The following is a 24,806-nucleotide window of genomic DNA, read 5'->3' on the forward strand; positions in this document are numbered from 1 at the left end:
CGACGACCGCAAGATGCTGCTCGACCCCGGCTTCGAGCTGACCCTGCGCCCGATGCGCTACCCGTCGTTCTACGACCGGTACCGGGACGCGATCAAGAACACCTGGACCGTGGAGGAGGTGGACCTGCACTCCGACGTCGCCGACCTCGCCAAGCTGAGCGAGGGCGAGCGGCACATGATCGGCCGGCTGGTCGCCTTCTTCGCGACCGGTGACTCGATCGTCGCGAACAACGTGGTGCTGAGCCTCTACAAGCACATCAACTCCCCGGAGGCGCGCCTGTACCTGTCGCGCCAGCTGTTCGAGGAGGCCGTGCACGTCCAGTTCTACCTGACGCTGCTGGACACCTACCTTCCGGACCCGGAGGACCGCAACGCGGCCTTCGCCGCGGTGGAGAACATCCCCTCCATCCACCAGAAGGCGCAGTTCTGCTTCAAGTACATGAACGCGGTCGACCACATCGACTCGCTGCAGACGAAGGAGGACAGGCGGGCGTTCCTGCTCAACCTGATCTGCTTCGCGGCGTGCGTCGAGGGCCTGTTCTTCTACGGCGCGTTCGCGTACGTGTACTGGTTCCGGTCGCGCGGCCTGCTGCACGGCCTGGCCACGGGTACCAACTGGGTGTTCCGCGACGAGTCCATGCACATGGACTTCGCGTTCTCGGTGGTGGACACCGTCCGCGAGGAGGAGCCCGACCTCTTCGACGACGAGATGGCCAAGCAGGTCACGGAGATGCTGGAGGAGGCCGTCGAGGCCGAGCTCCAGTTCGCCCAGGACCTGTGCGGTGAGGGCCTGCCGGGCATGAACACCGCCTCGATGCGGGAGTACCTGCAGGCGGTGGCCGACCAGCGCCTGGCGCGTCTGGGTCTGCCGATCCGGTACGGGTCGACCAACCCGTTCGGCTTCATGGAGCTGCAGAACGTCCAGGAGCTGACCAACTTCTTCGAGCGGCGCGTCTCGGCGTACCAGGTCGCGGTCGAGGGTTCGGTCTCCTTCGACGACGATTTCTAAGTCGACAACGTTCGACGAACAGCGGAGCCGCCGTCATGGCGGCTCCGCTGTCGGTTCTCAGGGTTCGGGGGATACCCAGGCATGTCCAAGCTCCAACAGCGTGTGATCAACGGCCCGTTCGGGCCGATACAGGTCAGTCATGACCGCTGGCCGTCCGTCGTGGCCCGGGTGCAGGGGGCGGGGATGCCCACCGTCACGGTGGTGCCCGACCGCGAGCACGGCGCGATGAACATCAACGGCCACAACGTCCCGACCAGCCGGAAGGCCCGTATCCGTACGGCGGTTCTGGGCGACCGGAGCTACGAGCTGAGGTCGACCAGCCTCCGCCGGGCCGAACTGCGCCGCAACGGCAGCCTCATCGCCCACGCGCGCGGATCGTTCCGCTCGTACGCCCCGGGGAACACCATCCCCGGTCTCGATGCCAAGGTCACCTGGTCCCAGGGCATCGACCCGACGGACGTCGCGGTCGGCCAGGCCATGGTGCTGGGCTTCGGCGCCGGCGCCCCGGGCGCGGTCCTGCGGACCGTCTTCTTCTGGGTCGACAACTTCAGCTGAGGGAACAGTGGTGCCCCGCACGGCCACAGCCCGTGCGGGGCACCACTGTTGTTTTAGTCGGTCGGAAAGTCCCCGGACTTGACCCCGGAGAGGAAGGACGACCAGGCATCGGCCGGGAAGGCGAGAACCGGCCCCGCAGGGTCCTTCGAGTCCCGGACCGGCACGACGCCGGTCACACCGACCGCGATCTCCACACAGTTGCTCTGCGCGCCCGAGAACGATGACTTTCGCCAGACGAGGTCAGCAGCGACCGCGCCCTCCGGGAGGCTACTCATCGCTGTGCTTTCCTTTCGCGATGCGCTCGATGAACGCGACCGATTCCTTCCGAGGCAGTGACTCGGCCAGCGCCCGCCGGAACAGGTTGGAGTACTTGAAGACCTCTCCCGGCTCCTCGATGTAGAGCGTGCTGAGGAGGCCGTCCACGTACACGACGTCCGTCTCAGTGCTCTCGGGGAAGCTCAGGATGACGAGCGGCCCGAACAGGGCGGCATGGACATCCGACTCCTCCGGCAGCACCTGGATGTTGATGTTGGGCTGGTCTGCCATGAGGACCAGGTAGTCGAGCTGCTCTCGCATCACCGCTCGCCCACCGATCTGGTGCTTCAGCACGGACTCCGACAGCACAACCCAGAGCCGGAGCGGAGACTCACGCGTCAGCACCGCTCGCCGCTCCAGCCGGACCTTCGTCAGCTGCTCGACCTGATCCGCAGTGGCGTCCTCTATCTGCGCTCGCACGACAGCCCGCGTGTAGTCCTCGGTCTGCAAGAGCCCCGGGACAAGAAAAGTCTCCACGCTGTAGGCGTCCGAGGCATCAGCCTCCAATGAAATGTAGTCGGCATAGAGGGGCGACAGCGCGTCCGCGTACCGGTCCCACCAGCCACGCAGGCGCCCGTCCCGCGACAGGTCCTCCAGCCGGCTACGTGTCGCCGGATCCGTCACGCCGTAGAGGTCGAGCAGCAGCCGAAGGTCCACGAGCCGGATTCCGGACTGCGCGGCCTCGATTCGGCTGATCTTGCTCTCGGCACAGTCCAGCTGTCTGGCGGACTGAGCCATCGTCATCCGCGCAGCAACCCGCAGCTCCTTGAGCGTTCGAGCAAGCCGTCGCTGTCGAACCGTCGGATTCCTGTTCACGGGCACGCGTTGACCTCCCAGCAATGAGTGCGTTGCCCAGTCTGCCGCCCTCAGCCCACGACAACAATCTTTGATCATTTCCAGAGTAGAGACTTGCACTCCAGAAGAAGCCGAGGGCATGCTACTCAACGTAGTCCGCTAGGCGACACAAAGTGATCATGGCGGGCTCATCACCCGGGCATCCCCATGCCTTCTTCAGCTGCTGTCACCCGCACACTCCAGAGGTGGCCCCGCCATGCCTGAAACCGTCCCCTGCTCCCCCGCCCCCATCGAGCGGACCTGCTGGCTGCCCCGGCACCGCAAGTCCCCCCGAGCCGCCCGTCAGGAGCTCCGCTCCTTCCTGGCCCGCCACCCATCCGGCGAACTCCTGCTCCCCACCGGAGAGTTGCTGGTCAGCGAGCTGGTCACCAATGCCGTCCAGCACGCCCGGGCCCCGCGCGATCGCCAGATCTTCGTCCGCTTCAGCCTCGACCCGGACGACACCCTGCGTATCGAGGTGCACGACGCCGACAGCGAGAAGCCCGCCGTCCGTGACGCCGCCACCACCTCCGAGACCGGCCGAGGCATGCTGCTCGTCCACGAGTTGGCGCAGAGCTGGGGCTGCTCGCCGCGAGCCGGCGGCATCGGGAAGTTCGTCTGGTGCCACATCGCCCCGCCCGCCCAGGCCGCCGCGTGAGTGCCGTCCGGGCCGGGATCGCGGGCATCATGGCGACCGTCGAATTCCCCACGCTCGACCACGCGTTGCCCGTCCTCTGGGAGCGGGTGCGCGAACTCCCGGTCCGCGAGGCCCACCGGGACCTCATGCGCCTCTGCATCGGCCCGAGCGGCGGTGGCGGCATCGCCCGCCGCCTCACCAGGGGCGGCAGCTGGAGCACCACCCTCTACCTCGGCGACATGCCCGGCGTGACCGCCCACCCCATCACCATCACCACCCACACCCCCTGAACTCCCCCGTCCCCCGCCCGGCACCCACGCCGGGCGGGGGCGGCAGGCGACTGACCGCTTTCCCGTCTTGGAAAGATCACCTCCTTGACCTCGCTCCCGAGCAGTCGGGAGCATCGAGCGGGACAGTCCCCACCAGCGATGTGCCGCCACTCTGGAGGAACACTTCCGTGCTCAAGGGTGAAGACTTCGGCCGCCTCTTCGAGACATTCGAACGGACGGCCTTCCGGCTCGAAACACTGGCCGTCTACGACGTGGATGAAGAACGCCAGGAGTTCGAGGACTTCCTCGCAGGCAAGGGATTGCCGCCCGACTGCTCCGACAACCCGTGGGTCCGCTCCATGACGTCTCTGGGCAAGCAGGTGGCCCGGGTGCACGTCTTCCGGTCACCCCTGTCGGACTACCTCCGCTACGAGTTGGCGGCATACCCCGGCAACATCAAGGCCGGCGAGTCCATCGGCATCATCGACACGGCTCATCTGGAGGTGGCCGGACTCCCCGACCACGACTTCTGGCTGTTCGACGATGCCCGGGTCTACCGGATGCACTACACGGACGCGGGGCAGTTCATCGGCGCCGAACTGCTGCCCGACGAAAGCCTGCACGAGTACCGGCAGCACCGGGACGTCGCCCTGGCTCACGCCGTGCCCTTCGGGGAGTACACGGCGGCCCATTGAGATCCGGTCGAAGGGTTCATGGCCATCTCTCGCGACGCCTCCGACGCGAACGACGTCGGCCAATGTCCGTCTCTCGTACCGCCCGAGGCGCGACAGCGCCTTGTTCCGGCGGGCCCTTGCTCCTCGCAAGGGCCCGCCGGGGAAGCAGCACCATCCTTGTCGAATCCTTGAGCAGCTGTTCGAAGTTGGACCGATTTCCAGTACCGGAAACATGAACCTCTTGCCTACGCGCGGCCCAACTCGGGAGCATCGTAGGGAGACCGAGCGAGGAGGAAGCATGGAGCTGACAAGGCTTGTGGGTTCCTGTGAAGACGGCGATTGCCCGACGCTCTACCTGACGGATCGGGGAACTCTCGCCGTTCAAGGCGAGCATCTCACCGAGCACGAGCTGCAGGTCCCGGGTCACGAGACCCTCGTTGAGATTCCCATCGAACTCGTTCGAAAGGCCATCCGTGACAACCTCATCTAGGACCCTCGGAGACTGGTTCTCAGACTTCGGCCGAGAGGCGTTCCGGCTGGAAACACTGGACGACTACAGTCAGTCCGGCGGAGTGGATGCCTATCACGCCTTCCTCGCGGGCGAGGGACAGCCGGAGAGCTTCAAGACCGCCGCCTGGGTCAAGACCGTGGCCAATGCCACTCGGTCCGGTAGGCGCATGTATCGGGTGCACGTCCTCTCGCGCCCGCTCACGGAATACCTCCGGTTCGAACTGGCATGGGGCTACCACCGGAACATGGCAGCCGGCGAGGAGTTCTTCATCCTTGACGTCACGGATGAGGAGAACCCCGTTGCCGGGGCCCCGGACTTCTGGCTCTTCGATGAGGAGACGGCTGCCGAGATGGCATATGACGGCAACGGAAAGTATCTCGGAGCCGAGTTCCGCACCGGCGCCGTGATCGACCGGTTCAAGGCGTACCGTGACATCGCGATGACGAACTCCGTCCCGTTCACGGACTGGTGGGCCGAGCACGGCGAATGAACAGAACACGGCTCGGGGCAGCGCTGCGGGAACTTCGGCAGGCTTCCGGCAAGGAAGCCAAAGCCGTGGCCCGTGGCGCTGTCATGTCTCCGAGCAAGTTGAGCAAGATCGAGACCGGCAAGGTGCCGCCCACTGTCGTGGACGTGGAACGCATCCTGGCAGCCATAGGCGTGTCCGATGAGGTCAAGGCCGAATACATGGCCGCCGCGAGAGCAGAGGCTACCGAGGCGACGGCCTGGCGCCTGGTCCGACGCATGGGGTACCACCGCAAGCAGCAGCAGATCAAGGCGCTGGACGACTCGACCACTCTTCTCCGACTGTTCCAGCCATCTCTCGTTCCCGGGCTACTCCAGACCCCCGAATACGTACGAGCCGTATTCGAGGGGAAGAACCTCGGCGCGGATCAGCTGTCTCGGACGATTTCAGCGCGGCTGGCGAGACAACAGTTCCTCTACGACGCCACCAAGACGCTGCGGTTCGTCGTCACCGAGTCCGTTCTTCGGTGGCGCCTCGTTCCCGCAGTGATGATGGCCGGACAGCTGGACCGCATCATCTCCGTTTCCCGTCTCGACCACGTGGACATCAGAGTTGTTCCGTTGGCCGCCCCTCAGTCCGATGTTCCGTCGCACTCCTTTGTGATCCGCGATGACCGCATGGTCACGGTCGAGACCGTGCATGCCGAACTTTCGGTAACCGACCCGCGCGATGTCGAGCTGTACGTGCGCAAGTTCAACAGGTTCTCCGGCACTGCTCTTTCCGGAGAGGAGACGCGGCGCATGCTCGAAACAATCCGGGACGAGTTCTTGCGCGAACAGGAAATCGTGCAGGAATAGCCACGACTCCCCCGTAACTTGGTGGCTCACCGAAACGATCCGCGAGTCACGGGAGTTCCTCCATGCCCGCTGCCGGTTCCGCACAGCCGACCACGCCCGCGCCGCATCGCCGCACGCACGCGGAACTCATGGAGCGGATCGACAACAACCCGATCCGCAAGGACCTCACCACCGGCGGCCTGGTCGAGATCGTCGGCGCCGAGGACGGCCGGGCCCTGGTCCGGCCGTTGTTCGAGCCGGACGCCACGCCGCGCCAAGTGCCGGTCGACCAGCTCACCACCCGCATCAGCCTGTGGGGCTGACCTCTCGCGGATTCTCCCTCACACTTCCGCCCAACTCCTGGGCGGAGCGGGGCCGTTCCGTGCCCCGAGCGATACCGGAAGGTGCAGGCAATGACTGAGCGCAACCTGTACGAACTCGACCTCTCGCAGGTCGAGTTCACCCGCGCGTGCGGTGGCAACCAGGGCGGAGGTGACGACGGCTCCGAGACCTGCGTGACCCTCGGCACCGTGCCCGACGCCCCGGGTGTCTTCGCCCTCGGCGACAGCAAGCGGCCCGACCGGGAACCGCTGCTGTTCACGGCCGAGGAGCTGACCGAGGCCGGGATCGACCCGGCGCGGTTCGGCCTCTCGGTCTGAGGCGTGCGCGTTCCCTTGACACCCTCGGCCGCCCGCAGTCCCGAGCGGGCGGCCGGGGCACCAACTCCTCCGAGGAGAAGCGACGTTGCACTTCCACGGCTACGAGTGGGCCGGTGACGGCCGACTGCTCGCCAAGGAGTCGGAGCGCCGACCGGTCGAGGCCACGCGGTTCGGCCTCTCGGAGCTGCCACCGATGATGACGGGCTGGTGGCTGCTGCGCCCGCCGGCCCAGATCCGAGCCACCTGGCGGCACCCGGCGGACGCCGTCGACTGGCTCGCGGGGCGCTACGAGCAGCACACGCCCGGCGGTGACCCGTGGCTCCCGATCACCGCACGCCAGAGGCTTGCCCAGGACCAGCTGACCCGGGCCTCCGACGTGGTCTGGTCCCGCTGGGTGTCCGGCACCCGGTGGTCGGGCCACTACGTGATCGTGTGCCCCAACAGGACCTGGCCGGCCCTCCCCTGCCCGACCGGCCGGCTCGCTCAGTAGTTCATGGTGTAGGTCCAGTCACCCCGCAGGGCAGCACACATCCCGTCGAGTGCCTGTCGGTTGAAGGCCCGGACGCAGATCCAGCCCAGCCGGACGTCGGGGTCCGTCCGGTCGACGCAGACGAGCACGTCCGGCCCCGCGTACCACCGGCAGCCGTCCTCCTCCGGCCCGTCCTCGAAGGGCGGCATCGGGGTGAACTCCCGCTGCACGTGGTCGAGGTCGCCGGGCACCATCTCCCGACGCATCCCGCCCATGTCGTCGCAGAGGAGGTTCCCGTTCAGCACCGACTCCACGAAGGCGGCGGAGAAGCGGTCGGCCATCGGCTGCCAGACGGCTTCCGCGGGGTCGCCCGGGGTCGCGTCGGTCACCAGGGGCGGGTCGTCGTCGACGGCCTGTGCGACCCGGATCCCGACCGCCCAGTACCAGTACCTCTCGGCCAGGAAGACGAGGACCCCGTCCTCCACCTCCACGTCCTCCAGCGGGATCCACTGCTCCTGGCCCCCGAACAGGTCGAACCGCCGCCCGAACCTCCCGTACGCCTCCCTCAGCGCGCCGGGCAGCCGCAGGCCGAGGCGCTGTTCGGCGGCGGCGAGCTCCTCCTCCGTGCAACCGTCCGTCGCCTCGACCGGTGCGCCGAGATGTGTGGCGAACCGTTCGACGAACCGCCAGGCGGCGGCCGGGCCGGCGAGCGAGGCGGCCAACTCGGTTGGAAGATCGAATGTCCTGGGCACCCCGGTACGGTACCCGGGCACCACGACATCGTCCGGACCGCCCGAGGCGGTGGCCGGCATCCCCGCTCCGACAGGTGCCCCCGCCCCGCCCGTCCGGATGAACTCCGAGGCCACACCGACATTCCGCGCCTGCGGAGGCCCGCGCCCCGGTTACCGTCCGGCGCACGGCCGAACGAGCACGCCGAACGAAAGGGGCCCACCGTGACGACCGGAATCCTGGACTACGAGAGCGACGCGATCGTCCAGCTCATGAGCATGGCCGAGGAGGACTGGACGGAGCAGGAGCTCAAGGAGGCGCTGCAGCGGGCGATCATGCTGGAGCTCTCCACCATCCCGCCCTACGCCACCGCCCTCTGGTCGATCACCGATCAGGACAACAGCAAGCCGGTCCGCCACACCATCCGCGAGATCGTCTTCGACGAGATGTCGCACTTCGGCCTGGTCTGCAACATGCTCACCAGCATCGGCGGCACGGTCGTCCTCAAGGACCCGCTCACCGTCCCCAAGTACCCGGGCGAGCTGCCGGGCGGGGTCAACCCGGGCCTGGAGGTCTTCCTCAGCGGGCTGAGCCGGGAGTCGGCCACGCTCTTCTCCGACATCGAGAAACCCGAGAACCCGCTCGCCTTCGCCGCCGACGGCAACACGATCGGCGCCTTCTACCAGCGCATCGCCAACGTCTTCCCGAAGTTCGCCCATCTGCTGACCGGGCAGAACCAGGTGACCTTCCCGCTCGGGTCGCAGCACGGCACCGGCAACGACATCGTCGCGATGAACACCATCGACGACGTGCTGAAGGCGATCGACATCATCCGGACCCAGGGCGAGGGCACCGACGCCTCCCCGGACAACCCCTTCCCCGGTCAGCCGGGCGAACTCGCCCACTACTACGCCTTCAAGGAGATCGCCGTCGGAAAGAAGCTGATCTTCGACGACCAGACCGGGAAGTTCGAGTTCGCCGGGCCCGACCTCCCGCTCCCGGACACCTCACCGGTCGCCCGGGTGCCCGCCGGCGGCTGGGCCAACTCCCCCGGCAACGAGCCCGACCAGGCCACCGCCGCCCTGCTGCACGACTTCAACACGACCTACAGCGACATGCTGCGCGCCCTCGAATCGGCCTGGGGCGGCCACCCGAACTCGCTCTTCGAGGCGATCGGACACATGAGCGACCTGGGCGGCACCGCACAGCAGTTGAACGCGATCAAGCTGCCCGCCGACCCCCGCTTCACCTACGGCCCGGAGTGGCTCTTCCTCCCGTAGCGCCCCGACCCGACCCCGGGGCCGGTGCGGCACCGTCCGCCGCACCGGCCCCCGCCCCGCCTCCCGCCTACCTCCCGCCGTCTTCGGGGCCCCGGGCCCCCAGCCCCTCGGCGAACGCCCGCGCCGCCGCCAGGTCCTCCGCTCCCGGCCGCGCCTTGTTGAGGCCGCCGACGAGCCTGAACGGGAGCCAGGTGTCGAAGCCCCGGCAGGAGAAGGCGTCGGCCACCTCGAAGCCCTTCTGTTCCAGGGCCCGCACGAGCGGACGCGTGAAGGGCCGGACCGGCAGCTCCGGCAGCCCGCTGGTGGCGAACACGAACGCCCTGCCCCGCTGCCCCCGCGGGACCGCCCGGACGAAGTCGCGCAGCCGGGGGTGGAACCGCCCGGTGAAGATCCCCGAGCCGAACCCCACCAGGTCGTAGCCGGCCAGCTCCACCGGATCGACCTGCTCGGGCTCGACGACCGGGGCCGACAGGACCCGGCCCATGGCCTCGGCGATCCTCCGGGTGTTGCCGTGGGACACGGACGCGCACACGATGACGGCCCTCATGACGGATCTCCTTCGCACGGTCACTCACTCGGTCACACGCTCGGTCACTCCCACCGGGTAGACCGGACGCGGCACGAGGACGTGACATCGTCGGCGAGGACGCGCACCGCCGGCAGAACACGCCGGAGGCCGGAAACGCCGGAGGCCGGAAACGCCGGAGGCCGGAAACGCCGGAGGCCGGAAACGCCGGAGGCCGGAAACGCCGGAGGCCGGCGCGGACGTGTCCGCGCCGGCCTCCGGCAACCACCGCTCCGCCGTCAGGCGTTCGGCACGGTCGCGTACTTCGGGGTGCCCTCGGCCATCTGCTTCAGGGCGTCCTTGCGGTCGCGCTTCGACAGCTTGTCGATGTAGAGGGTGCCGTACAGGTGGTCGGTCTCGTGCTGCAGGCAGCGGGCGAAGAAGCCGGTGCCCTCGACGCGGATCGGCTTGCCGTCCTTGTCGACGCCGGTCACGGCGGCGAAGTCCGGGCGCGGCAGCTCGGCGTACGCGGTGGGGACGGACAGGCAGCCCTCGTTGCCGTCGTCGAGGACCCGGCGCCGGTCGGCCGGGTACTCCTCCAGCTTGGGGTTGATCACGTGGCCGATGTGGCGCACGCCCTCGTCGTCCGGGCAGTCGTAGACGAAGACCTTGAGGTCCACGCCGATCTGGTTGGCGGCGAGGCCGACGCCCTCGGCGGCGTACATCGACTGGAACATGTCGTCGATCAGCGCGGAGAGCTCGTCGTCGAAGGCGGTGACGTCCTTGACCTCGCGGTGCAGGACGGGGTTGCCGACGACGGTGATCGGACGGGCGGTGCCCTTGCCGAGGTCGGGCTCCTCACCGATCACCTTCACGGGAGCCTCGGGCGCCGCCCCCTCCACGTCGTGCTCGTGCTCGTGCTGCTCGGCCTGCTCCGCCATGTCTTCCGCTTCCATAGGTCCTACGCGTACCTCACCAGGGTACTCAGCGGGGTTCAGCAGACCTCTTCGAGATCCCGGTACGCCCGGGTCCCCGGGGAGGCCGCGACCCAGCGGTCCAGCAGGGTGCGCACCAGGTGGGCGGGTGCGGCGATCCCGCACTCGCGCTCGACCAGCCAGGACATCCCGGCCGCGCCGCCCTGGCTGAGGTGGCTGAGGTGGCCGGGGTGCGCGGCGTCGCCGTCGTCGTGCGGGTCGTGGTGGGCCGCGACGCCGTCGTCGGAGGCCATCCGGCTCTCCGAGCAGGCGCGGCAGAGCAGCCGTACCGACGAGGTCCAGTCCTCGGCCGCGTAGCCGGCGTCGGCGACCAGCCGCTCCAGCGCGTCGCGGTCCCCGGCCGTCGCGGCCTGCAGCAGCACCACGTAGGTCGGCACCGGGGAGGGGGCCCAGAGCTCGATCTCGTCGAACACCGGGTAGGCGACGCCGTCGGTGACCCGCTCGCCGTGCGGGGCGCCGTCGTGCAGCACCACCTCGCCCCAGCGGCGGCCGGAGGAGGGCAGCGGGATGGAGAGGACCTCGATCCGGGCCGGGTCCAGGCGGCGGCCCCAGACCACCTCGGACTCGCCGTCCGGGGAGAGCCGCACCGGGGTGGTGCCGAGGTCCAGGCTGACCGGGCCGTCCGGCTGCCCGCCGGGGCCGCCGGACAGCTTGAGCCCGTACGCCTGCCAGGCGCGGCGGGCCAGCGGCCAGTCCTGCAGGGCGGTGGCGGTGATGCCGAGGTTCCACCAGTCGGGGGCGCCGTGTTCGCGGTCCAGCAGGGCGACGGCGCGCAGGCCGGCCGAGCGGGCCTGCTCCCAGTCGCGGCGGAACTTGTGCAGGAGGGCGAGGTTGAACCACGAGTCGGAGAGCCACGGCTCCAGGTCGGCGGCCATCACCAGCAGCGCGCCGGCGTCCTCGTAGCGACCGTCGCCGATCAGCGTGAAGGCCCGGTCGGTCGTCTGCCGCCAGGTGGCGGACGGCCGGTGCCGTGCCCGGTGGAAGATCCTCACGTTCGTCCCTGCCGTCGTCGTCCGCTCAAGTCCCGTGCCACCGTGCCCGTACCGCCTCGGACGGCGTACCGGGCCCGGCGCTCCGGGTCGGTGTTCCACGCTACGACCGCATCCAACCACGCCCGCCCCCGCCCGCGCTCCCCACCGCCGAGGTTGGGGCCCGCCCCTCCCCAGCCTGCCCGCCCGGCCGCGCCCTCTCAACCCCTGGCAGGTCCGACCCCGGCTGTGGCGCCGGTTCCGGCCCTCGGGCGGCAGTCCCGGCCGTCAGCCCCTGGCCTGTCCGCCGACCCTTGCCAGGGCGTCCACCACCCGGGCGTCGTAGACCCGACCGCGCCCCAGCCGGATGACCTCCAGCGCCTCCAGCCGCCCGACGGCCTCTCCGATGCCCCTGCCGCGGGCCACGGTGAGCAGGTCGTCGTGGGCGTTGGCGACCCGGATGATCCGGGCCGCGAGCGGCACCGGGCCCTCGCCGACGGCGGGCCCGGCGCAGGGGTCGGCCAGCCGGGCGACCTGCTCGGCGACCTGCCGGGGCACGCCGGTACGGCTGATCACCTCGCTGCCCAGCCGGGCGATCCGCTGCTGCTCGACGCACGGCAGCACCGCGGTGGCGCCGTCCGGCACCGGTTCGACCAGGGACAGCTGGCCGACGTCGTGCATCAGCGCGGCGTACTCCAGCAGGGCGAGCTCGCGGGTGCCCAGACCCAGCTCGCGCCCCAGCGCGCACGCCGTGTCCGCGACCCGGCGCGCGTGCCCGTGCGGGGTGTAGCCGGCCACCTCGGTGGCCCGGGCCAGGCTGGCGATGGTCTGACCGGTGGTGGCCCGCACCGCGGCGGCGCGCCGGAAGGACACCTGGGCGAGCAACAGCGGGGTGCAGAACAGCGGCAGCGCCCAGAGCCCGACCTCGCCGGCCGCGAGGCTGACCAGCATCCCGGTGGCGACGATCGCCGAGCCGATGCCGAACAGCGAGCGCAGCTCGTCCTCCAGCGCCGCGGGGAAGCGCAGCCCGCCCGCCGAGCGGCGCAGCAGGGCCGCCAGGGTGGCGTCGCAGAGCGCGGCCAGCGCGGCGACGACGGTCAGGAAGGCCCCGTACGCCGGGCCCTCGGGCGAGAAGCGGTCGACCAGGCCGCCGTTGTAGAGCGGCTGGAAGACGGCGGCCGCGAAGCCGACGGCGAGCAGCCGGCGGACGGCGCTGTCGCGGCGGGCCGGTTCGGCCCAGGGCGGGCGGCGGTGCGGGCGCTCGGGGCGGTGCGGCAGGGCAGCGAGCCCGGGCAGCCAGGCCAGCAGCAGGCCGGCCCCGGTCACCGCGACCACCTGGAGCATCCCGTGCGCGGTCGGCACCCCGCGCAGCGGCCCGAGCAGGGCGTACGCCAGCGCACCGGCGGCGCCGATGGGCGCCTGTTCGCGATCGCCCGGAAGGGTGATCCGGACGCACTCGCCGAGCGCGATCAGCACGGTGAACGCCAGCGCGACCTTGGGCTCCGCGACCCCGCGCACCGCGACCGCGCCCAGCGCGAGCGCCAGCAGTGCGGCGGCGGCCGCGTGCACCGCGCGGGTGGTGGGCCCGCACGCCGTGCGGTCGGCGAGCGTCCGGCTGCGGGCCGTCCGGCCGAGGGCCGCGCGCCCGGGCGCCGTCACGGCTGCCCGGGCGCGGGGGCGCCGCCCTGCGCGGGTACCCGGCCGGGAGCCGTCCGGACCGGTTCGGGCACCCCGAGCGGGATGTCCGGGACGGCCCGCACGCAGTCCTCGGAGTGCACCACCGGCCGCCAGTCGTGGGCGGCCAGCGCGTCGATCAGCGCCCGCACCATCACCGGGTCGAACTGGCTGCCCGAGCAGCGCTCCAGCTCGGCCACCGCCTCGGCGACCGGGCGGCCGCGCCGGTAGGAGCGGGTGGAGGTCATCGAGTCGAAGGCGTCGGCGACCGAGATGATCCGGGCGAACTCGGGGATCCGGTCGCCCGCCAGCCCGCTCGGGTAGCCCCGGCCGTCCACCCGCTCGTGGTGGTGCAGGATCCCGGCGTGCGCCTCGCCGAGGAAGTCGATCCCGCGCACCAGCTCGTACCCGTACACCGGGTGGATCTCCACGGCCCGGCGCTCCGCCTCGGTGAGGGGACCGTTTCTGCGCAGGAGCTCGGTGGCCACGCCGAGCTTGCCGACGTCGTGCAGGATCCCCGCGAAGCGCAGGGTGCGCAGCCGGTCGGCCTCCATGCCGAGCTGAGTGGCGATCAGCACCGAGGCCCGGCCGACCCGTTCGCTGTGCCCGCGGGTGTAGGCGTCCTTGATCTCCACGGCCTGCACCAGCGACTGCACGGTGGCCTGGTGGGCGTCCTGCTCGCGCTGGCCCTGGGCGAACACCCAGGCGGAGATGGACAGCGGCAGCAGTGCCAGCAGCGCCGCGAACGCACCGTACGGGCCCTGCCAGAGCACGGCGACCATCAGCCCGCCGGCCGCGTGCACCAGGACCGGCAGTCCGCACACCGAGCAGGCCCCGCGCAGCAGCACCCCGGCCCCGCGGCCCTCGCTGAGCATCACCATCACGCCCACCACCACCCCGTTGACCAGGCAGAACGCGGCGACTGCGGTGAAGCCGGGCAGCAGCGCGGCGGGGAACCGGGAGCCCAGCAGCAGTTGCGGGCCGCGCAGCAGGTGGAAGACGACCGAGGAGGTGAAGGCGCACAGCGCGAGCTGGGAGCCGTTGAACAGCTGGCGCCCGCGGCAGCCGCGCCCGCTCGGCCCGCCGAGCAGGGCGGCCGGCGCGGCGACCAGGGCGGCGGCGGCCGGCGGGAGCATCAGGACCCCGGCGAACAGCACCGGGAAGAAGGCGTTCACCCCGGGCCGGGCGGGCACCCGCTCGGGCGGCGCCGGGCGGCGCAGCAGTCTGCGCACCAGCACCAGACAGGGCGTCGGCAGGCCCTGCGCCAGTGACTCCCAGCAGCCGTGCAGGAAGGCGAGCAGCCCGACCTTGGGCCAGTCCACCGGCTGGCCGAGCCAGCGCGGGACTCCCGGGGTGGCCCCGGCGGGCAGCAGCGGCACCAGGCAGCACAGCGCCGCCACCGGGACGGCCACCAGGTAGCGCGCCGCGCCGGGCGGCAGGGTCGCGCCCCCACTGTCGGTAGCGATGTCGACCTCCCCGCCGTCCGGGCCCGTGTTGCCTCAGCACGCCGGGCGAACCGGCGGTGAGCGTCCGTCAGGAGGATAGGCCGCCGTCCGGGCGTGGGGACGCATGATCGCGCAATGGCGCAGTTGGCGCACCGCCAACTCACCCGAACGAGTGACGGCGCACGTGAGCAGAACGGGAGCGGCCCCGGGAGCACATGCTCCCGGGGCCACTGGACTCCCTACCCGGACCGCCCGGACCACCCTCGTCGAGGGGCCGGCGGACGCCTACGCCCGGACGCCCACCCGGACGGTCACTCCGCCGGGGCGCCGGCCTCGACCGGGGCGCTCGGACGCTCGGCCGGCTCCTCGCCCGCCTCACCCTGCGCCAACTTCGGTGCCGGCCGGGCGGACTCGGCGTGCACCTCCACGGAGGCCTCCACCGCGACGACCACCTGCTCGCCCGAGCGCTGCCCGGCCCGGATCGAGTCGATCCTGGCCAGCACCTTGCTGCGCAGATCGGTCGGGGTGTCGTCGCACCCGCAGGAACGCTTGATCAGCGCCTTGATCGCCTGCTCCAGCCCGTACTGCTTCAGGCAGGGCGAGCACTCCTCGAAGTGCACGCGCAACTTCGCGCAGTCGCCCTCGGCCATCTCGTTGTCGAGGAATTCATAGAGGTGGTCGAGGACCTCGCCACACTCGGTTTCGTGCGGATCGCCGCAGCTCATGAGCCCGAGCCCTTCGCTTCCTGCCCTGCCCCGCTGCCGGCCGGGACGAGCCCGCGCTCACGGGCGTAATCCTCCAGCATGCCGCGCAGCTGACGGCGGCCACGGTGCAGCCGGGACATCACCGTACCGATGGGAGTACCCATGATGTCCGCGATCTCCTTGTACGCAAAGCCTTCTACGTCCGCGAGATAGACGGCGATCCGGAATTCCTCCGGGATGGCCTGGAGCGCGTCCTTCACATCGCTGTCGGGGAGGTGGTCGAGCGCCTGGGTCTCCGCCGAGCGCAGGCCGGTCGACATGTGCGACTCCGCCCTGGCCAGCTGCCAGTCCTCGATCTCCTCCGCCGCGGTGCGCTGGGGCTCCCGCTGCTTCTTGCGGTACGAGTTGATGAACGTGTTGGTGAGGATGCGGTACAGCCAGGCCTTGAGGTTCGTGCCCTCACGGAACTGGTGGAAGGACGCGTACGCCTTGGCGAACGCCTCCTGGAGCAGGTCCTCCGCGTCGGCCGGGTTGCGCGTCATGCGCAGCGCCGCCGAGTACATCGGGTCCAGGTAGCCCAGGGCGTCGCGCTCGAAGCGCTCCCGCCGGGCCTCCTCGCTCTCCTCCGCCGACACCCGGTAGGTGTCCTCACCGATCGCCTCGGCCAGCTCCTCACCGGTGAGCGCCTCGCCCGCAGGCCGGACCTCGTCCGGGCCACGACCCGGCTCGGCCTCGTGCTCGGTCCCGACGACCGGACCCACCTCCTCGGCATGACGGCCACGGCCCACGGTGGGCCGCCCAGAAATGGAGGATATCGGGCTGACGGGCTTCTCGCCCGCGTCAATCCACTCCGACCAGGAGGGGACGAGGGCCGTGGCGGCCTCGCGCTCCTCAGGCCGTTCGGGGCACGCGATCGAACCCATCTGCCCTGCCTCTCACCGGTGACTCGTGCTGACGAGGGTGTCAACCACCCCGGCCCCGCCCGCATTCCCGTCCTCGCGCACCATTCACTCGCACGAGTGAGCGACCGGAAACTCCCTGCTCACGGCGGGCCCGGGCCCGGCCGCGGGCCCGCCTCAGACCAGCCGCAGGACCCAGTCCCCGACCGCCGAGCAGATCAGGTCCAGCACCTCGTCCTGCCCCATCGGCGCCCGCTTGGGCACCGCGAACCCGTGACTGCCGTACGGCACCTCCACCAGTTCGTGCCCCGCCGGCAGCTCCGGGAACTCCTCCGGCCCGCCGAACGGGTCCTGCACGCTCTGCACCACCAGCGTCGGGAGCCCCGACTCCAGCAGCTCCTCCGCCCGGCTCTTCTCCGGCTTGCCCGGCGGGTGCAGCGGGAACGCCAGCGCCACCACCCCCACCGCCCCGGTGGCCGCCCCCGTCCGGCAGGCCACCCGCGCCCCGGCGCTGCGCCCGCCCACCACCAGCGGCAGCCCCTGCCCGGCCAGGTGCTCGGCGACCGGCCGCCAGCCGAGGTCCAGCGCCTTCGGCGCCGGGCCCAGCTTCTTGCCCGCCACCCGCCAGGGCTGCTCGACCAGCGCCACGCTGATCCCGCGCTCCGGCAGCCGCCCGGCCAGCTCCACCAGGTCCCGGGCCTCGATCCCGCCCCCCGCGCCGTGCCCGAGGGCCAGGACGGCCTTCGGTCCGGCCGCCGGGTGGTGGGTGATCCGGGCCTCCCCGGCCTCGGTGGGGATGAGTTCGGTCGTCATCGCTGCTCGCTCCCGGATGCGCTTCAGAACAGGGTGGTCTCGTGCTCGACCTCGGCCCAGGGCTCCTTGAGCTCCGGGCCGTTGTTGCGGATGCTGCCGACCGCCGGCGACACCGGGGTGGCCAGCAGGGCGCCGGGCGGTGGGGGTATCAGCAGCCGGCCCAGGGCGTCCGGGTCGGTCAGCCGCGGGTCCAGCCACGCGTCCCAGTCCTGCGGGTCGAGGAACAGCGGCATCCTCTCGTGGATCGGCGCCAGCGACTCCTCGGCGTCCGTGGTGACGATCGTGAACGTCACCAGCCAGGCCTCCGGGTGCGCGGGCGGCACCGCCCGGTTGCGCCAGAACTCGTACAGCCCGGCCAGCGCCAGCGGGGTGCCGTCCGCCCGGGAGACGAAGTACGGCTTCTTGCGCGCCTTGCCCCGCTCGCCCGGCACCGTCTGCCACTCGTAGTAGCCGTCCACCGGCAGGATGCACCGGCGCGCGGCGAAGGCCTGCCGGTAGGAGGGCTTCTCGTGCACCGTGTCCGACCGGGCGTTGATCATCTTCACCGCCGTCTCCGCGGTGTTCGACCACTGCGGCACCAGCCCCCAGCGCAGCACCCGCAGCTGCCGCACCGCCCGCGGCTGCTCCCTGGCCATCCGCTCCAGCACCACGAAGGCGCTGTTGGTCGGTGCGACGTTCCAGTTCGGGTCCAGGGTCTCCTCGGGGTCCCACTGCTCGACGTCGAACAGCTCGATGACGTCCTCGGGCTTGCTGCTGGCTGCGAACCGACCGCACATGCGGGCCAGCTTGCCATGCCGCCCGTCCTCATCACTTGTTCATGCCCGGACCAGAACCGCCCGCTCCCGCCCGCCCGTCTCCCCGTGGGAGGCTGCCCCGAACGGCCCAGCGCAGCGAACGGAGGCGGGAAGATCACATGAGCACCGACGACCACACCCTGAGCGCCCTGTGGGACCAGGTCACCGGCAACCAGCCCGCCCCGCCCGGCTGGCTGGTCCTGGCCACCGGCGCCGCCGCCCTGCTCACCGTCCTCGCCCGCCCGCTCTGGCACGTCGCCCGCAACGCCGTCACCATCGCCCACGAGGGCGGCCACGGACTGGTCGCGCGCCTCACCGGCCGCAAGCTGGCCGGCATCCGGCTGCACTCCGACACCTCCGGACTCACCGTCTCCTACGGCCGCCCCACCGGCCCCGGCATGGTCCTCACCGCCGCCGCCGGCTACACCGCCCCCGCCCTGCTCGGGCTCGGCTGCGCCGCCCTGCTCGCCGCCGACCGGATCACCCTGCTGCTGTGGCTGGCGATCGCCCTGCTGCTCGCCCTGCTCCTGCGCATCCGCAACGCCTTCGGCCTCTTCGTCGTCCTGGTCGCCGGCGGCGCCTTCTTCGTGGTCTCCTGGTTCGGCAGCGCCGAGGTCCAGGCCGGCTTCGCCTACCTCGGCTGCTGGTTCCTGCTCTTCGGCGCCGTCCGCCCCGTCCTGGAGCTCCAGCACCAGCGCCGCACCGGCTGGGCGCAGGACTCCGACGCCGACCAGCTCGCCCGGCTCACCCACGTCCCCGCCCTCGCCTGGGTCACCGTCTTCCTGCTCGTCGCCCTCGCCTGCCTCGCCCTCGGCGCGACCTGGCTCCTCCAGCCGCTGCACTGACCCGGCCACGGGCCGGGGGCGCAGAGCCGCCGGGGGCGAGCGGGTGAATCACGGCCCGTTCCGGTACGGCCCCTAGACTTGCCACATGACCGAGACCCCGTGGCCCGCCCCCGTCGCCACCAGCCCCGTCGACGCGACCGTCACCATCCCCGGCTCCAAGTCGGTCACCAACCGGGCCCTGGTGCTGGCGGCACTCGCCGAGCGGCCCGGCTGGGTGCGCCGCCCGCTGCGCAGCCGCGACTCCCAGCTGATGGCCGACGGCCTGCGCGCCCTCGGGGTCACCATCGAGGAGACGGTCAACAACGACGCCGGCGGCACCGGCGGCGGCGAGGCCTGGCGGGTCTTCCCCGCCCCCGCGCTGCGCGGCCCCGCCTCCGTCGACGTCGGCAACGCCGGCACGGTCATGCGCTTCCTGCCCCCGCTCGCCGTCCTCGCCGACGGCCCGGTGCACTTCGACGGCGACCCGCGCTGCTACGAGCGCCCCCAGCACGGCGTGATCGACGCCCTGCGCGCCCTCGGCGCCCGCATCGACGACGGCGGCCGCGGCGCGTTCCCGCTGACCGTCCACGGCACCGGCTCGCTGGACGGCGGCCCGGTCGAGCTGGACGCCTCCTCCTCGTCCCAGTTCGTCTCCGCGCTGCTGCTCTCCGGCGCCCGCTACAACCACGGCATCGAGGTCCGGCACGTGGGCGGCCCGGTGCCGTCGCTGCCGCACATCCGGATGACCGTGGAGATGCTGCGCAAGGCCGGCGCCCAGGTCGACGCCCCCGAGGACGGCGGCGAGAAGGACGTCTGGCGGGTCACCCCCGGCGCCCTGATCGGCCGCGACCTGGTGGTCGAGCCGGACCTCTCGAACGCCGCGCCGTTCTTCGCCGCGGCCCTGGTCACCGGTGGCCGCGTCACCGTGCGCGACTGGCCCCGGCACACCACCCAGCCCGGCGACCAGCTGCGCGAGATCTACACCCGGATGGGTGGCGCCTGCGAGTTCACCGACGAGGGCCTGCAGTTCACCGGCACCGGCCGGATCCACGGCATCGACGCCGACCTGCACGACGTCGGCGAGCTCACCCCGGTGATCGCCGCCGTCGCCGCGCTGGCCGACTCCGAGTCCCACCTGTACGGCATCGCGCACCTGCGCCTGCACGAGACGGACCGGCTCGCCGCGCTCGCCAAGGAGATCAACGACCTCGGCGGCGACGTCACCGAGACCGAGGACGGCCTGCGGATCCGCCCGCGCCCGCTGCACGGCGGCACCTTCCGCACCTACGAGGACCACCGCCTGGCCACGGCCGCCGCGGTGCTCGGCCTCGCCGTGCCCGGCATCGGGGTGGAGAACGTCGCCACCACCGCCAAGACCCTGCCCGACTTCCCGGCGATGTGGGCCGAACTGCTGGGCGAAGCGGCGGCGGACGCCTGAGCGGAGACTGAGCACATGCGCCGCTACGGCAAGGACGCCGACGAGGACGACATCCGCAACCGCCCCGCCCGCCGGGGTTCCCGGCCGCGGACCCGGATCAGGCCCAAGCACGAGGACGCCGCCGGGGCGATGGTGCTGACCGTCGACCGCGGTCGGCTGACCTGCCTGGTCGACCCGGGCACCAAGCACGAGCGCGAGGTCGTCGCCATGAAGGCCCGCGAGCTGGGCCGCAAGGGGGTGGTCGTCGGCGACGTGGTCAACCTGGTCGGCGACCTCTCCGGGGACGCCGACACCCTCGCCCGGATCGTCCGGGTCGAGGAGCGCAGCTCGGTGCTCCGGCGCACTGCGGACGACGACGACCCGTACGAGCGGATCGTCGTCGCCAACGCCGAGCAGCTGGCCATCGTCACCGCGCTGGCGGACCCGGAGCCCCGCCCCCGGCTGATCGACCGCTGTCTGGTGGCCGCCTACGACGCGGGCATGGAGCCGCTGCTGGTGCTCACCAAGTCGGACCTCGCCCCGGCGTCGACCCTGCTGGACTCCTACGCCTCACTCGGCATCCGGTACGTGGTCACCCGCCGCGACGAGCTGGAGACCACCGGCGCCGAGGCCGTCCGGGAGCACCTGCGCGGGCGCTCCACGGTGTTCATCGGCCACTCCGGCGTCGGCAAGACGACCCTGGTCAACGCCCTCGTCCCGGACCGCCAGCGGCAGACCGGCCACGTCAACGCGGTGACCGGCCGCGGCCGGCACACCACCGTCTCCGCCCTGGCGCTGCGGCTGCCGCCGCCGCCCGGCGCCAAGCCGGGCTCGAAGAAGGCGCTGGACCCGGGCTGGGTGATCGACACCCCGGGCTTCCGTTCCTTCGGCCTCTCGCACATCGACCCGTCCCGGGTCATCCTCGCCTTCCCGGACCTGGAGCCCGGCACCGTCGACTGCCCGCGCGCGTGCAGCCACGACGAGCCGGACTGCGCGCTGGACGCCTGGGTCGCCGACGGCCACGCCGAGGCCGCCCGGCTCTACTCGCTGCGCCGCCTGCTGGCCAGCAAGGAGGCCCGCGAGGGCGACTGAGCCCTCCGGGCCCCCGAGGTCCGTGGCCCGTTCGAGGTGTCGGACCGCCCCCGCCTGGCGATCATAGGAAGGTCGGGCCGGGTGCGGTCCGACCGTCGATCCACTGGGAGGGCGCGCGATGGCATGGGCCCTGGTGATCCTGGCCGGCCTGCTGGAGACCGGCTTCGCGATCAACCTCAAGCTCAGCGAGGGTTTCACCAAGCTCTGGCCCACCATCAGCTTCTGCGTGTTCGCCCTCGGCAGCTTCGGCCTGCTCACCCTCTCGCTGAAGAGCCTGCCCATCGGCCCCGCCTACGCCGTCTGGACGGGCATCGGCGCCGCCGGCACCGCCATCTACGGCATGGTCTTCCTGGACGAGAGCACCTCGGTGCTCAAGCTGGTCTCGATCTCCCTGGTGATCGCAGGGGTCATCGGCCTCCAGCTCAGCGGCACGACGCACTGAGCCGACGCACGGCGCACGGCGCACCGGGGCGCGCGGGAACGCCTCGTCCCGCTCCGCGAGCCCGGCTGTGCCGATCGGGGCGGGCTCGCTAGGGTCTTGGACATGGCCGACTACCACGACGATCTCCGACTCGCCCACGTCCTCGCCGACTCGGCCGACTCGGTCACCCTGGAGCGATTCCGCGCCCTCGACCTGAAGATCGAGACCAAGCCGGACCTCACCCCGGTGAGTGACGCCGACAAGGCCGCCGAGGAGCTCGTGCGCAGCGTGCTCCAGCGCGCCCGCCCGCGCGACGCGATCCTGGGCGAGGAGTTCGGCCTGCAGGGTTCCGGCCCGCGCCGCTGGGTGATCGACCCGATCGACGGCACCAAGAACTACATCCGCGGGGTCCCGGTCTGGGCCACCCTGATCGCCCTGCTGGAGGACGGCCCGGACGGCGTCGAGCGCCCGGTGGTGGGCATCGTCTCCGCCCCCGCGCTGCAGCGCCGCTGGTGGGCGGCCAAGGGTCTCGGCGCCTTCGCCGGCCGGAGCCTGGCCAAGGCCTCCCGGATCCACGTCTCCGGCGTCTCCCGGATCGAGGACGCGTCCTTCTCCTACTCCTCCCTCACCGGCTGGGAGGAGCGCGGCCGCCTCGACCCGTTCCTGGACCTCACCCGGGCCTGCTGGCGCACCCGGGCCTACGGCGACTTCTGGTCGTACATGATGGTCGCCGAGGGCGCCGTCGACATCGCCGCCGAGCCCGAGCTGTCGCTGTGGGACATGGCGGCCAACTGCGTCATCGTCGAGGAGGCCGGCGGCCGCTTCACCGGCCTGGACGGCATCCCGGGCCCCGGCGGCGCGGACGCCGTCGCCTCCAACGGCCTGCTGCACGAGGAGGCGCTGCGCCGCCTCTCGGTCTGAACGTGGATGCAGGCCCTGTGACCGGTGGGAGCCGGTCACAGGGCCTGCTGCTTTCTCGGGCCGGTCGCTGCTACCGCTTGCGCAGCTCCCGGACCGCCGCCTCCAGCCGCTGCCCGTAATCGGCGTCGGCCTTGCGGAAGTTGTCGATCGCCCGCTCGACGATGTCCTCGCGGTCGGCCGAGACCTTGGCGATGAAGCCGGCCAGATTGGCGATCAGGCGCTGCTTCTCGTCCTCCGAGAACAGCCGGTACAGGTTGCCGGCCTGCACGAAGTCGTCGTCCTCGGCGTGCGCGGGCGCCACGTGGGTGCCGGTGAGGCCGTCGACCGCCGTGGCGGCCCACAGCGGGCGGCCGGTCTGCACGGGGCCGCCGAAGCTGTTCGGCTCGTAGTTCTTCTGCCGCCCGTGGCGCCCGTCGTACAGGTGGCCGTCGCGGCCGTTGGTGCGCGCCTCGGTGGCGTGCGGACGGTTCACCGGCAGGTGGTCGGCGTTGATGCCGACCCGGTAGCGGTGGGCGTCGGCGTACGCGAACAGGCGGCCCTGGAGCATCTTGTCCGGGGACGGGCCGATGCCGGGCACGAAGTGCGCCGGGGAGAAGACCGACTGCTCGACCTCGGCGAAGACGTTGTCGGGGTTGCGGTTGAGCTCCAGCCGGCCGATCTCGACCGGCGGGTAGTCGGCGTGCGGCCAGACCTTGGTCAGGTCGAAGGGGTTGAAGCGGTAGTTCGCCGCGTCGGCCGCCGGCATGATCTGGACCTGCACCGTCCAGCTCGGGAAGTCGCCGCGCTCGATCGACTCGCGCAGGTCGCGCTGGTGGCTGTCCGGGTCCACGCCGGCGAGGGTGTTGGCCTCTGCCTGGGTGAGGTTGCGGATGCCCTGGTCGGTCTTGAAGTGGTACTTGACCCAGAAGTGCTCGCCGGCCTCGTTCTGCCACTGGAAGGTGTGCGAGCCGTAGCCGTTCAGGTGGCGGTAGGAGGCGGGTATGCCGCGGTCGCCGAAGAGCCAGGTGACCTGGTGGGTGGCCTCGGGGGACAGGCCCCAGAAGTCCCAGACGTTGTCGGCCTCCTGCGAGCCGGTGTACGGGTCCCGCTTCTGGGTGTGGATGAAGTCGGGGAACTTGATGGCGTCCTTGATGAAGAACACCGGGGTGTTGTTGCCGACGAGGTCGTAGTTGCCCTCCTCGGTGTAGAACTTCAGCGCGAAGCCGCGCGGGTCGCGCACCGCGTCGGCCGCGCCGAGGTTGCCCGCGACGGTGGAGAAGCGCAGGAAGACCTCGGTCTGCTTGCCGACCTCGGACAGGAAGGCCGCCCGGGTCCAGGGCGTCACGTCGGCGGTCACCGTGAAGGTGCCGTACGCCCCGGCGCCGCGGGCGTGCACCACGCGCTCCGGGATCCGCTCGCGGTTGAAGTGCGCGAGCTTCTCGAACAGCAGCTGGTCCTGGATCAGGGCCGGGCCGCCGAGACCGGCGGTCTCGGTGTTCTGGTTGTCGGCGACGGGGGCACCCGCCTCGGTGGTCAGGGTCGGGCGCAGCTCGTCCTGCGTGGTCATAACGGGTGCCTCCACGGGTCCGATCGTGATGACACGATCCTAACTTGGACTTTGTCCAAGTCAATACTGGAACCAATCCCGGACCTGAATTACCCTGGCGGACATGAACGACCTGCTGGAGAGACTGCGCGAACGCGGCTGGCGGCTGACCTCGCAGCGCCGGGTCGTGGCCGAGGTCCTCGACGGCGATCACGTCCACCTCACCGCCGACGAGGTGCACGCCCGCGCGGTGGCCCGGCTGCCCGAGATCAGCCGGGCCACCGTCTACAACACGCTCGGCGAGCTGGTCGCCCTCGGGGAGGTCCTGGAGGTCGCCACCGACGGCCGCGCCCGGCGCTACGACCCCAACGCGCACCGCGCCCACCAGCACCTGCTCTGCTCGGGCTGCGGCGCGATCCGCGACGTCCACCCGCACGGCGACCCGCTCGCCGCACTGCCCGCGGCCGAACGCTTCGGCTTCACCGTCACCACCGCCGAGGTCACCTACCGCGGCCTGTGCCCCGACTGCCGCCCGTAGCCCGACAGTCCGACGGGCCGACGGGTCC

At 71.4% G+C, this 24,806-nt stretch carries 31 protein-coding genes; 18 read left to right on the forward strand and 13 right to left on the reverse strand.

Annotated elements, in window-relative coordinates:
- Positions 1-13: 13 nt before the first annotated feature.
- On the forward strand, positions 14-1,009 hold the full coding sequence (locus ACZ7KX_RS15170) for a ribonucleotide-diphosphate reductase subunit beta (RefSeq protein WP_396544739.1): 996 nt from the start codon (positions 14-16) through the stop codon (positions 1,007-1,009).
- Positions 1,010-1,090: 81 nt separating this feature from the next.
- A complete protein-coding gene (locus ACZ7KX_RS15175; protein ID WP_470326820.1) occupies positions 1,091-1,564 on the forward strand; it encodes a hypothetical protein in 474 nt (157 codons plus the stop codon).
- A gap of 53 nt (positions 1,565-1,617) precedes the next feature.
- On the opposite strand, the gene ACZ7KX_RS15180 is transcribed toward ACZ7KX_RS15175, so the two are convergent.
- Both ACZ7KX_RS15180 and ACZ7KX_RS15185 read right to left on the reverse strand, forming a co-directional pair.
- On the reverse strand, positions 1,618-1,839 hold the full coding sequence (locus tag ACZ7KX_RS15180) for a DUF397 domain-containing protein (RefSeq protein ID WP_470326821.1): 222 nt from the start codon (positions 1,837-1,839) through the stop codon (positions 1,618-1,620).
- Positions 1,832-2,701, reverse strand: coding sequence for a helix-turn-helix domain-containing protein (locus tag ACZ7KX_RS15185; protein ID WP_470326822.1), 870 nt, complete (start codon positions 2,699-2,701; stop codon positions 1,832-1,834). The genes ACZ7KX_RS15180 and ACZ7KX_RS15185 overlap by 8 nt, the downstream gene beginning before the upstream one ends.
- A gap of 229 nt (positions 2,702-2,930) precedes the next feature.
- On the opposite strand from ACZ7KX_RS15185, the gene ACZ7KX_RS15190 reads away from it, so the two are divergent.
- The 9 genes from ACZ7KX_RS15190 (at position 2,931) to ACZ7KX_RS15230 (ending at position 7,255) form a co-directional block, all read left to right on the forward strand.
- Positions 2,931-3,371 carry an ATP-binding protein gene (locus ACZ7KX_RS15190; RefSeq protein WP_470326823.1) on the forward strand — a complete coding sequence of 147 codons (441 nt, stop codon included), beginning with the start codon at positions 2,931-2,933 and terminating at the stop codon, positions 3,369-3,371.
- A 29-nt stretch (positions 3,372-3,400) separates the two neighbouring features.
- Positions 3,401-3,640: a hypothetical protein gene (locus tag ACZ7KX_RS15195; RefSeq protein WP_470326824.1), complete on the forward strand. Its 240-nt coding sequence runs from the start codon at positions 3,401-3,403 to the stop codon at positions 3,638-3,640.
- A gap of 167 nt (positions 3,641-3,807) precedes the next feature.
- On the forward strand, positions 3,808-4,314 hold the full coding sequence (locus tag ACZ7KX_RS15200; RefSeq protein WP_470326825.1) for a DUF6879 family protein: 507 nt from the start codon (positions 3,808-3,810) through the stop codon (positions 4,312-4,314).
- Positions 4,315-4,591: 277 nt separating this feature from the next.
- Positions 4,592-4,783, forward strand: a complete 192-nt coding sequence (locus ACZ7KX_RS15205) for a hypothetical protein (protein ID WP_363569437.1) — start codon at positions 4,592-4,594, stop codon at positions 4,781-4,783.
- The gene (locus tag ACZ7KX_RS15210) at positions 4,767-5,294 is read left to right on the forward strand and encodes a DUF6879 family protein (RefSeq protein ID WP_470326826.1); all 528 of its coding nucleotides are present in this window, start codon (positions 4,767-4,769) and stop codon (positions 5,292-5,294) included. The genes ACZ7KX_RS15205 and ACZ7KX_RS15210 overlap by 17 nt, the downstream gene beginning before the upstream one ends.
- Entirely contained in the window at positions 5,291-6,127 is an 837-nt protein-coding gene (locus tag ACZ7KX_RS15215) for a helix-turn-helix domain-containing protein (protein WP_470326827.1), read from the forward strand. The genes ACZ7KX_RS15210 and ACZ7KX_RS15215 overlap by 4 nt, the downstream gene beginning before the upstream one ends.
- Positions 6,128-6,189: 62 nt before the next feature.
- Positions 6,190-6,429: a hypothetical protein gene (locus tag ACZ7KX_RS15220; protein WP_470326828.1), complete on the forward strand. Its 240-nt coding sequence runs from the start codon at positions 6,190-6,192 to the stop codon at positions 6,427-6,429.
- A 90-nt stretch (positions 6,430-6,519) separates the two neighbouring features.
- Positions 6,520-6,765: a DUF397 domain-containing protein gene (locus ACZ7KX_RS15225; RefSeq protein WP_470326829.1), complete on the forward strand. Its 246-nt coding sequence runs from the start codon at positions 6,520-6,522 to the stop codon at positions 6,763-6,765.
- 85 nt (positions 6,766-6,850) lie between these two features.
- On the forward strand, positions 6,851-7,255 hold the full coding sequence (locus ACZ7KX_RS15230) for a hypothetical protein (protein ID WP_470326830.1): 405 nt from the start codon (positions 6,851-6,853) through the stop codon (positions 7,253-7,255).
- Here the strand turns inward: ACZ7KX_RS15230 and ACZ7KX_RS15235 are convergent.
- Positions 7,249-7,986, reverse strand: a complete 738-nt coding sequence (locus tag ACZ7KX_RS15235) for an SMI1/KNR4 family protein (RefSeq protein ID WP_470326831.1) — start codon at positions 7,984-7,986, stop codon at positions 7,249-7,251. The two genes, ACZ7KX_RS15230 and ACZ7KX_RS15235, sit on opposite strands and share 7 nt — an antisense overlap.
- Positions 7,987-8,187: 201 nt before the next feature.
- On the opposite strand from ACZ7KX_RS15235, the gene ACZ7KX_RS15240 reads away from it, so the two are divergent.
- Positions 8,188-9,243 carry a ferritin-like domain-containing protein gene (locus ACZ7KX_RS15240; RefSeq protein ID WP_470326832.1) on the forward strand — a complete coding sequence of 352 codons (1,056 nt, stop codon included), beginning with the start codon at positions 8,188-8,190 and terminating at the stop codon, positions 9,241-9,243.
- A gap of 67 nt (positions 9,244-9,310) precedes the next feature.
- On the opposite strand, the gene ACZ7KX_RS15245 is transcribed toward ACZ7KX_RS15240, so the two are convergent.
- From ACZ7KX_RS15245 to ACZ7KX_RS15285, 9 genes are all read right to left on the reverse strand, one after another.
- The gene (locus tag ACZ7KX_RS15245; protein ID WP_470326833.1) at positions 9,311-9,790 is read right to left on the reverse strand and encodes a flavodoxin family protein; all 480 of its coding nucleotides are present in this window, start codon (positions 9,788-9,790) and stop codon (positions 9,311-9,313) included.
- A 257-nt stretch (positions 9,791-10,047) separates the two neighbouring features.
- Positions 10,048-10,689: a peptide deformylase gene (gene def, locus ACZ7KX_RS15250; protein WP_350523009.1), complete on the reverse strand. Its 642-nt coding sequence runs from the start codon at positions 10,687-10,689 to the stop codon at positions 10,048-10,050.
- A gap of 53 nt (positions 10,690-10,742) precedes the next feature.
- Positions 10,743-11,735: a tetratricopeptide repeat protein gene (locus ACZ7KX_RS15255; protein ID WP_350523010.1), complete on the reverse strand. Its 993-nt coding sequence runs from the start codon at positions 11,733-11,735 to the stop codon at positions 10,743-10,745.
- Positions 11,736-11,999: 264 nt separating this feature from the next.
- The gene (locus ACZ7KX_RS15260; protein ID WP_470326834.1) at positions 12,000-13,370 is read right to left on the reverse strand and encodes an HD-GYP domain-containing protein; all 1,371 of its coding nucleotides are present in this window, start codon (positions 13,368-13,370) and stop codon (positions 12,000-12,002) included.
- Complete coding sequence (locus ACZ7KX_RS15265) at positions 13,367-14,797, reverse strand: HD-GYP domain-containing protein (RefSeq protein WP_350523012.1); 1,431 nt, start codon at positions 14,795-14,797, stop codon at positions 13,367-13,369. The genes ACZ7KX_RS15260 and ACZ7KX_RS15265 overlap by 4 nt, the downstream gene beginning before the upstream one ends.
- 344 nt (positions 14,798-15,141) lie before the next feature.
- On the reverse strand, positions 15,142-15,555 hold the full coding sequence (gene rsrA / locus ACZ7KX_RS15270) for a mycothiol system anti-sigma-R factor (RefSeq protein WP_350523013.1): 414 nt from the start codon (positions 15,553-15,555) through the stop codon (positions 15,142-15,144).
- Positions 15,552-16,295, reverse strand: a complete 744-nt coding sequence (locus ACZ7KX_RS15275) for a sigma-70 family RNA polymerase sigma factor (protein ID WP_396544461.1) — start codon at positions 16,293-16,295, stop codon at positions 15,552-15,554. The genes rsrA and ACZ7KX_RS15275 overlap by 4 nt, the downstream gene beginning before the upstream one ends.
- A 315-nt stretch (positions 16,296-16,610) precedes the next feature.
- Complete coding sequence (locus ACZ7KX_RS15280; RefSeq protein WP_470326835.1) at positions 16,611-17,246, reverse strand: alpha/beta hydrolase family protein; 636 nt, start codon at positions 17,244-17,246, stop codon at positions 16,611-16,613.
- 23 nt (positions 17,247-17,269) lie between these two features.
- On the reverse strand, positions 17,270-18,022 hold the full coding sequence (locus ACZ7KX_RS15285; protein ID WP_470326836.1) for an SOS response-associated peptidase: 753 nt from the start codon (positions 18,020-18,022) through the stop codon (positions 17,270-17,272).
- Positions 18,023-18,159: 137 nt separating this feature from the next.
- Here ACZ7KX_RS15285 and ACZ7KX_RS15290 point away from each other — a divergent pair, with 137 nt between their 5' ends.
- The 5 genes from ACZ7KX_RS15290 to hisN all read left to right on the forward strand — a co-directional run bounded on the left by ACZ7KX_RS15290 (position 18,160) and on the right by hisN (position 22,715).
- Positions 18,160-18,885, forward strand: a complete 726-nt coding sequence (locus ACZ7KX_RS15290) for a M50 family metallopeptidase (RefSeq protein ID WP_470326837.1) — start codon at positions 18,160-18,162, stop codon at positions 18,883-18,885.
- A gap of 85 nt (positions 18,886-18,970) precedes the next feature.
- Entirely contained in the window at positions 18,971-20,302 is a 1,332-nt protein-coding gene (gene aroA / locus ACZ7KX_RS15295; RefSeq protein ID WP_350523017.1) for a 3-phosphoshikimate 1-carboxyvinyltransferase, read from the forward strand.
- Between the two features lie 15 nt (positions 20,303-20,317).
- Positions 20,318-21,373, forward strand: a complete 1,056-nt coding sequence (gene rsgA, locus ACZ7KX_RS15300) for a ribosome small subunit-dependent GTPase A (RefSeq protein ID WP_470326838.1) — start codon at positions 20,318-20,320, stop codon at positions 21,371-21,373.
- Positions 21,374-21,491: 118 nt separating this feature from the next.
- Complete coding sequence (locus ACZ7KX_RS15305; protein ID WP_350523019.1) at positions 21,492-21,815, forward strand: DMT family transporter; 324 nt, start codon at positions 21,492-21,494, stop codon at positions 21,813-21,815.
- 102 nt (positions 21,816-21,917) lie between these two features.
- Positions 21,918-22,715 carry a histidinol-phosphatase gene (hisN, locus tag ACZ7KX_RS15310; protein ID WP_396544470.1) on the forward strand — a complete coding sequence of 266 codons (798 nt, stop codon included), beginning with the start codon at positions 21,918-21,920 and terminating at the stop codon, positions 22,713-22,715.
- A 70-nt stretch (positions 22,716-22,785) separates the two neighbouring features.
- Here the strand turns inward: hisN and ACZ7KX_RS15315 are convergent, their stop codons facing one another.
- Entirely contained in the window at positions 22,786-24,261 is a 1,476-nt protein-coding gene (locus ACZ7KX_RS15315) for a catalase (RefSeq protein WP_470326839.1), read from the reverse strand.
- A 103-nt stretch (positions 24,262-24,364) separates the two neighbouring features.
- On the opposite strand from ACZ7KX_RS15315, the gene ACZ7KX_RS15320 reads away from it, so the two are divergent.
- Complete coding sequence (locus ACZ7KX_RS15320) at positions 24,365-24,778, forward strand: Fur family transcriptional regulator (protein ID WP_470326840.1); 414 nt, start codon at positions 24,365-24,367, stop codon at positions 24,776-24,778.
- Positions 24,779-24,806: the final 28 nt, after the last annotated feature.

This window comes from Kitasatospora sp. NPDC038210, from assembly GCF_055600605.1.

Coding starts and splice junctions, on each gene's coding strand:
- ACZ7KX_RS15170 (WP_396544739.1), top strand. CDS start 14: ATGCTGCTCGACCCCGGCTTCGAGCTGACCCTGCGCCCGATGCGCTAC.
- ACZ7KX_RS15175 (WP_470326820.1), top strand. CDS start 1,091: ATGTCCAAGCTCCAACAGCGTGTGATCAACGGCCCGTTCGGGCCGATA.
- ACZ7KX_RS15180 (WP_470326821.1), bottom strand. CDS start 1,839: ATGAGTAGCCTCCCGGAGGGCGCGGTCGCTGCTGACCTCGTCTGGCGA.
- ACZ7KX_RS15190 (WP_470326823.1), top strand. CDS start 2,931: ATGCCTGAAACCGTCCCCTGCTCCCCCGCCCCCATCGAGCGGACCTGC.
- ACZ7KX_RS15195 (WP_470326824.1), top strand. CDS start 3,401: ATGGCGACCGTCGAATTCCCCACGCTCGACCACGCGTTGCCCGTCCTC.
- ACZ7KX_RS15205 (WP_363569437.1), top strand. CDS start 4,592: ATGGAGCTGACAAGGCTTGTGGGTTCCTGTGAAGACGGCGATTGCCCG.
- ACZ7KX_RS15215 (WP_470326827.1), top strand. CDS start 5,291: ATGAACAGAACACGGCTCGGGGCAGCGCTGCGGGAACTTCGGCAGGCT.
- ACZ7KX_RS15220 (WP_470326828.1), top strand. CDS start 6,190: ATGCCCGCTGCCGGTTCCGCACAGCCGACCACGCCCGCGCCGCATCGC.
- ACZ7KX_RS15225 (WP_470326829.1), top strand. CDS start 6,520: ATGACTGAGCGCAACCTGTACGAACTCGACCTCTCGCAGGTCGAGTTC.
- ACZ7KX_RS15245 (WP_470326833.1), bottom strand. CDS start 9,790: ATGAGGGCCGTCATCGTGTGCGCGTCCGTGTCCCACGGCAACACCCGG.
- def (WP_350523009.1), bottom strand. CDS start 10,689: ATGGCGGAGCAGGCCGAGCAGCACGAGCACGAGCACGACGTGGAGGGG.
- rsrA (WP_350523013.1), bottom strand. CDS start 15,555: ATGAGCTGCGGCGATCCGCACGAAACCGAGTGTGGCGAGGTCCTCGAC.
- ACZ7KX_RS15280 (WP_470326835.1), bottom strand. CDS start 17,246: ATGACGACCGAACTCATCCCCACCGAGGCCGGGGAGGCCCGGATCACC.
- ACZ7KX_RS15285 (WP_470326836.1), bottom strand. CDS start 18,022: ATGTGCGGTCGGTTCGCAGCCAGCAGCAAGCCCGAGGACGTCATCGAG.
- ACZ7KX_RS15290 (WP_470326837.1), top strand. CDS start 18,160: ATGAGCACCGACGACCACACCCTGAGCGCCCTGTGGGACCAGGTCACC.
- aroA (WP_350523017.1), top strand. CDS start 18,971: ATGACCGAGACCCCGTGGCCCGCCCCCGTCGCCACCAGCCCCGTCGAC.
- rsgA (WP_470326838.1), top strand. CDS start 20,318: ATGCGCCGCTACGGCAAGGACGCCGACGAGGACGACATCCGCAACCGC.
- ACZ7KX_RS15305 (WP_350523019.1), top strand. CDS start 21,492: ATGGCATGGGCCCTGGTGATCCTGGCCGGCCTGCTGGAGACCGGCTTC.
- hisN (WP_396544470.1), top strand. CDS start 21,918: ATGGCCGACTACCACGACGATCTCCGACTCGCCCACGTCCTCGCCGAC.
- ACZ7KX_RS15315 (WP_470326839.1), bottom strand. CDS start 24,261: ATGACCACGCAGGACGAGCTGCGCCCGACCCTGACCACCGAGGCGGGT.
- ACZ7KX_RS15320 (WP_470326840.1), top strand. CDS start 24,365: ATGAACGACCTGCTGGAGAGACTGCGCGAACGCGGCTGGCGGCTGACC.